The organism is Wolbachia endosymbiont of Drosophila seguyi (assembly GCF_028981765.1).
GTDB classification, from domain to species: domain Bacteria; phylum Pseudomonadota; class Alphaproteobacteria; order Rickettsiales; family Anaplasmataceae; genus Wolbachia; species Wolbachia pipientis.
On sequence record NZ_JAPQLM010000017.1, the window covers coordinates 1 to 4,946 of the forward strand.

The following is a 4,946-nucleotide window of genomic DNA, read 5'->3' on the forward strand; positions in this document are numbered from 1 at the left end:
AACCATAGTTTACTTGTTGATCTTCAGGCCATCAAAAAGGCTGCTAAAAATTCTCTATTTAATATTAATCAATTTAGGGATATGTGCTATACTACCACAACTTTCGCTAGGCATCACTGCAAGATACAGACACAGTGGAATAATAGGGAATGCACTAATTAATAACTGCCCGTTTTATATATTTGTGATAGTAACATCAATAGGTCTTGTAGGATCTGTTGGTTGGAAGAGAACAATTTACTCTCTATTCTTCTTATGTAAAAAAATAGCTTGCTTATTTGTAAATGTTCCATTCTTCAGATCACATAAAACTACTGAGTATTCAATTGCACCATTAGTAGTAGAAGAAAAACATAGAACTAAAATCACTACTAAACAACAACCAAAAGAAAGACAGAAAAAAGCTACCGAGGAGGTTTTAAGTGAGTTTAAGTTTCCAAGTATCCATTTACTTTCTAAAGCAGAAGAGTCTTTGCAGAGAAAACAGCTAAATGAAATGGAGAGCAATAAAAATTTATCTCTGCTGGAACAAGTCCTGAGTGATTTTGGCGTGCAAGGAAAAATTATCAGTGTATGCTATGGGCCGGTTGTGACTTTGTACAAACTTGAACCACAAGCTGGCACGAAATCTGCAAGAGTAATTGGCCTTGCAGATGACATTGCACGTTCGATGAGTGCACTCTCTGCACGTATTGCAATAATTCGTGGGCAAAATGCTATGGGAATAGAGTTGCCGAACAAGGAACGGGAAATTGTAATGCTGCGTGATTTGCTTGAATCCCCAGAATACCAAAATGCAAACTTAAATCTCCCAATTGCGCTTGGCAAAGAAATAAGTGGAAAACCAGTTATTGCAGATCTAACTAAAATGCCCCACTTGCTCGTTGCTGGAACCACAGGGTCTGGTAAATCAGTTGCGATTAACACTATGATTCTTTCACTCGTTTATCGATTAAGTCCTGATGAATGTAAGATGATAATGATCGACCCAAAAATGCTTGAGCTTTCAATATATGATGCAATACCGCATCTAATAACGCCAGTGGTAACAGAGCCAAAAAAGGCTGTAGTCGCTCTTAAGTGGATAGTGAAAGAAATGGAAAAGCGCTATCGCATGATGTCCTATTTAAATGTGCGCAATGTAATAAACTATAACCAAAGAATCACAGAAGCGATGAATAGTGGAATAGAATTGGAGCGCGTTGTGCAGATTGGCTTTAACTCAACAACAGGCAAACCTCTGTTTGAAAAAATACCAATCAAGATGGAAACATTTCCGTATATTGTAGTGATCGTGGATGAAATGGCAGATTTGATGCTTGTTGCCGGCAAAGAAATAGAGTGCTCTATTCAACGCTTAGCTCAGATGGCTCGTGCTGCAGGAATACACATCATAATGGCAACACAACGCCCATCTGTGGATGTGATCACAGGTGTGATAAAGGCGAACTTTCCAACGAGAATCAGTTTTGCTGTTACTTCTAAGATAGATAGCCGTACAATACTTGGCGAACAAGGGGCTGAACAATTGCTCGGCATGGGTGACATGCTCTATATGGCCTCTGGTGGTAAGATCATTCGAGTTCACGGCCCATTTGTAAGTGATAATGAGGTGCAAGATATAGTTGATCATCTGAAAATGCAAGGTGAGCCAAACTACATGGAGGAAATCACTAAAGAAGATGAAAATTCTTCTACAGAGTCACACGATGAAACGGAGGATGAAGAAAATGACCTCTATAACCAAGCAGTGGCCATCATTCAAAGAGATCAAAAAGTTTCAACCAGTTACATTCAAAGGCAGCTTAGAATAGGCTATAACAGAGCAGCAAACATCGTTGAAAGAATGGAAAAGGAAGGTATTGTCAGCGCTCCAAATTACTCAGGGAAAAGAGAGATATTGGTTGAATAACAATCTTGTAATACCTTAATTTAAGTTTTCGCACTTTCAAAAAGCAAGTCAAACGAAATTATTAAAAGATCAATACATAATGACAATTGATTTAATAATAATTTAAACATTTGGAATGTAAAATTATAATATATTAATTAACTAGGGGGTTAAAAATGGGTATAACTAAATGGGTACTTGGCTTTGATGAGTCAGATATAACAGCATTGCAGGAAAGTCAACAAATTGATGCTGAGCAGTTTGAAAAAGTTTTTGGTGCATTAAAAGAATGGCAAGAAGCTCAAAAGATAGATGCTAAACAGTTTGAAGAGGTATTTAGTGCATTAAAAGAATGGCAAGAAGCTCAAAAGATAGATGTTGAGCAGTTTGAAAAAGTTTTTAGTGCATTAGAAGACAAGATTGGTACTAAGCAGTTTCAAGCTATGCAAGAGCACTTAAACGGCCTGCAAGAAAAAGTGGAAACACTTGCAGAGGCAGTAGCAGATCAACAAAAAATAATGGCAATTTGTATCATAGTCAGTGCTGTTGCCGCAATAGCAATAACTAGTTTTGTTGCATTCTGTATCTATCAGGGAGTTAAGCTTGATAAAGAGAAAAAAAACGACTTATCTAAAGATACGCCAGACGCAAAACTTAATAATGTAGATACTACCGATGGTACTGAAAAACTACAGAATAACTTAAAAGTTGCAAACATATAGCTGCATAACACTTTTCTTGAAAAGGTGTTACGCAACTTGTAACACCTTACTCTTCTCTTAGTCTGCGTAGGTTTTTTTGATAGCAAACATATCACTTTTTAGAAAAATATTTGTATTGTAAAGTTAGTAAAGATTCTGGTTTACTTAAAGTTTGTTAATTGCTATCTTTTAAAACACGATATTTACTATAGCACCATATGCTTAGGGTTTTTTCTAAAATTTTATTTATATTAATGTTTTTGGTTTCTAGCTTTTTTACTGTGCATAGTGCTGAAGCTAAATCTAAGCTCAGTAAGAGATACATACCTCCTGGTAACCCTGGTGGTGCAAACTTTCATACAGATGAGGATTTTGCTGAGTCATATAAACTGTATGAGAAGCGTAGGGAATTGCTCAAGAAAAAAAAATTACAAGATCGAGCTATAAATAAAGAAGATCTAATCAAAAAATTAAAAGAGAAAAAAATTGCTAGTCTTGATAATGAGCCAAATGACATGGAAGCTTGCATAGTCGACGATGAAGAGAGCACTATGATAAATCAGCATGGTATTAATATCGCACGTTTAAGGGGTGCTGTATTTATAGATCAAGAGTCAGTTTTCCAGTATGAAAATAAGCAGCATGAAAGTGAACAACAAGAAGAGAAGAAAGTTACTTCAACACGAGAAAAGAAAGTTTCTCCTATAAATGTCACTATAAAAGAAACTCCATCAAGAAGAACGTGCTCACATGATTCTATTGCTAATTTGGATAACGTAGATGCTTATAGTTTGAATGGTTCAAGTTCATTTGGCAGTGTAGCTGACACAGTAAAATAGTATCACAATATTGGCCATTAATAATATGCTAGATAAAGACCTGATATTGAATGATAATACATATGAATTATCGCAGATTTCCAGGCACAAAACTCATGTTGTAGAAGTTGGAAAAGTAAAGATAGGCGGAAATAATCCTGTAGTTGTACAATCTATGGCGCTTGGCGTGCATATAGATGCTGATAATATAAAAAGTAGCGCAAAACATTATGCAAAAGAGATAACAGAACTAGCGCGTACAGGTTCAGAATTGGTGCGAATTGCCTTGAACTCAGAGGAGGTAGCAAGAGCAATACCTTATATAGTAGAAGAGATAAATAAAGAAGGTTTTGACGGTAAAATATTGGTAGGCTGCGGTCAATATGAGCTAGATAAATTAGTTCAAGATTATCCAGACAACATCAAAATGCTGGGTAAAATTAGAATCAATCCAGGCAATATAGGCTTTGGCGACAAACGTGATGAGAAGTTTGAAAGGGTGATAGAGTATGCAATAATGCACGATCTTCCGGTTAGAATTGGGGTAAATTGGGGTAGTCTTGATAAATACCTTTTGCAAAAATTGATGGATGAAAACTCTTCGCTTAGTAATTCAAGGCCTTCTGATGTTATACTGCGCAAAGCACTTGTAATGTCTGCTCTTGATAGTGCAAAAAAAGCTGAAGAAATTGGTCTAAATTCAAACAAAATAATCATTTCATGTAAAGTTAGCAAAGTACAAGATTTAATTTTAGTTTATATGGCACTTGCAAAATCTTCCAATTATGCGCTGCATTTGGGTTTAACTGAGGCTGGTATGGGCAATAAAGGTGTGGTAAATACCGCAGCAGGGCTTACTTATTTATTGCAAAATGGCATTGGAGATACAATACGGGCTTCTTTGACTCAACGTCCTGGTGAATCGCGTACTAATGAAGTGGTGGTGTGTCAGGAAATATTGCAGTCTATAGGCTTGCGACACTTTAACCCTCAGGTTAATTCATGTCCTGGTTGTGGGCGCACGAGTAGCGATCGTTTTCGTATATTAACTGAAGAGGTGAATGGCTATATAAAAACTCATATGCCGATGTGGAAGAAAAAAAATCCAGGTGTAGAGCATATGAACATTGCTGTTATGGGATGCATAGTAAATGGTCCTGGAGAAAGCAAACACGCAAATTTGGGAATCAGCTTACCTGGATATGGAGAAAAACCTGTTTCAGCAGTCTACAAAAACGGCAAATATTTCAAAACTTTACAAGGTGATAATGTCTCTGAAGAATTTAAGGCAATTATTGATAATTATGTGAAGAAGCATTACACGTAACCTTTCACGGTTAATTAATAGATAAATCGCAAATAAAAAAGAAAATTAAACCTTGTTTTTCTTTTTTCGTTGGGAATGTTCAAAAAAGTGTGTCAAACCGAAAAAAAAGTAATAAATTGATATAAAAAAAATGGAGGTTTGACTGACCTTACCCAGAAAAAGTGGAGAGAAAGTTTGGAATGTTTTTCACAAAGAGAATGATGAATCAA

The 4,946-nt window shown here is 36.1% G+C and carries 4 protein-coding genes; all 4 read left to right on the top strand.

The window, feature by feature from the left end:
- Positions 1-1,912 (top strand): DNA translocase FtsK (locus OZD62_RS00295; RefSeq protein ID WP_275019182.1); only part of this gene is annotated, 1,912 nt, incomplete at its 5' end.
- Between the two features lie 155 nt (positions 1,913-2,067).
- Positions 2,068-2,613 (top strand): hypothetical protein, encoded by a 546-nt coding sequence (locus OZD62_RS00300; protein WP_095742623.1) that lies wholly within the window; start codon positions 2,068-2,070, stop codon positions 2,611-2,613.
- 197 nt (positions 2,614-2,810) lie between these two features.
- Complete coding sequence (locus OZD62_RS00305; protein WP_070356736.1) at positions 2,811-3,431, top strand: TRP75-related protein; 621 nt, start codon at positions 2,811-2,813, stop codon at positions 3,429-3,431.
- 25 nt (positions 3,432-3,456) lie between these two features.
- Entirely contained in the window at positions 3,457-4,737 is a 1,281-nt protein-coding gene (gene ispG, locus OZD62_RS00310; RefSeq protein ID WP_070356735.1) for a flavodoxin-dependent (E)-4-hydroxy-3-methylbut-2-enyl-diphosphate synthase, read from the top strand.
- Positions 4,738-4,946 lie beyond the last annotated feature (209 nt).